Origin of the sequence: Escherichia sp. E10V10, assembly GCF_004211985.1 — a bacterium.
Taxonomy (GTDB): Bacteria; Pseudomonadota; Gammaproteobacteria; order Enterobacterales; family Enterobacteriaceae; genus Escherichia.
Map to the genome: position 1 here is coordinate 1 of NZ_RHJO01000049.1, position 1,538 is coordinate 1,538.

The 1,538-nt window shown below is 57.9% G+C and carries 2 protein-coding genes and 1 pseudogene; 1 reads left to right on the forward strand and 2 read right to left on the reverse strand.

Translation table 11 applies throughout. From position 1 onward, the window contains the following. On the forward strand, window positions 1-240 hold a 240-nt coding region (locus D9736_RS23695), incomplete at its 5' end, for a hypothetical protein (RefSeq protein WP_240779380.1). Window positions 241-254: 14 nt separating this feature from the next. On the opposite strand, the pseudogene D9736_RS23700 reads toward D9736_RS23695, so the two are convergent. Then, window positions 255-539 (reverse strand): annotated as a pseudogene (locus D9736_RS23700) (phage baseplate assembly protein); the annotation flags it as partial. Then, window positions 539-1,538, reverse strand: a 1,000-nt coding sequence (locus D9736_RS23135; protein ID WP_130259257.1) for a phage baseplate assembly protein, incomplete at its 5' end; no start/stop codon positions are given. The gene D9736_RS23135 and the pseudogene D9736_RS23700, both read right to left, overlap by 1 nt.

Sequence of the window (1,538 nt, forward strand, 5' to 3'; positions counted from 1 at the left end):
GACATCATGCAGCCGGATGTGGGCTGGTGTGGTGGCTTAACCACGCTGGTGGAAATTGCCGCAATTGCCAAATCACGCGGACAGCTAGTGGTGCCGCTGGAGTCGCACAGGTCTTTCACCTGTCCTGTCACTTCCAGGTCCATTTCAAAACGTGCTTTAGGTGAATTGCGAAACGTGATCGTTTTACCTGCACCGTCCACCACGATCCCCTCCCGGGTCAGCGTCACGGACTGCCCCTGATCGTCATAGACAGCCACCTCACCAGTCTGCAGCCCTTTCAGGCGGTAGCGCCGGTCCGACACCGTAACAACCACCGCATGAGAACGGTCACCATCCGGAAACAACACCACCGCTTCCGCACCGCTGTTTGCTCTTGCGGTAAAACCGTAGGGTTCAAGATGTTCAACCCCGGCTTTGGGTTCACCGGCAATCAGGGACACATCCACGGTCTGACATTTCGTGGCGGCACTGATGCTTTTCACCACCGCCCGCCCAATCAGGCCGAGGAGTTGTCGCTGTATGGTTTCAATCGCCTTCATCAGAACGGGTCCTCCTGTACTCTGGCTTTTTTCTTTTTCCGCGCGCCGGGGGCTTCGGGTTCAGGCAGATAAGCATCAGGTGGGCCGACACGGATTTCCGTCAGGGTGCCATTCTGGTCCTGAGTAAACGTGACTTCCGAGACAAGCAGTTCGGTATTGTCGAAACCACAGAGCGGATCGAAGACAATCACCCGCTGGTTGGGCTGCCACAGCGTACCGTTACCCTGTCGCCAGCCCTGCACCACATAGGTGGTTTCATCCGTCCGCGCCGCCCGTTGTCGGGCTTCAAAGTCAGCACGCGCAATACAGCCTGCCCCCGTAGCCTGCCCTGTCTGCCTGATATACATCGGACGGTAACGGGCAATAAATGCATCCTCTGTGCGGGCCCGCAGCGCGGTGGTGGTGGCCTCACCGAAATCATCGTCGTTTCCGGCACGCTGCCCCGCCACCTGGTAAACTGAAAACCGCTCCCGGATACTCTTCTCCGTATCACAGGAAAGGATGTTTTCCCCAAGTACCAGCGCGGTATGTGCCTGCGTTGAGCCAATACCACCAATCACCAGCCTGCCGTGCGGGTCGTCATAAGCCAGCGCCTGCTGCTGACCGAGTATTTTGTTGATCACCTCGATCACCGTTTCACCGTGATCAGGCTGGACATCCGGAATAACACCCGACGGCGCATCGCTGTTCACCACCTCAATGCCGAAAGGCGCAGCAAGCGCCTGCGCAATCTGTACCAGCGATCGTCCGTTAAACTGTGTCGGTTCGGCTGCACAGTCAATCAGGTCAGCAGTCAGACTACGTCCGGCAATACCGGTGCTGACCGAACGGGCATCGTAACGAACGGGGGTCGCCTCCACCCAGCCGGTGATCACCAGCTCATCACCAATCAGCACTTCCACTTTTGAACCATTTTTAATGCGCGGCTGAAGCGTGGTGATACCCTCATCACCCGGCCACTGGCGGGTGATCTCCACGCTGAAATCCCGCGCCAGCCGT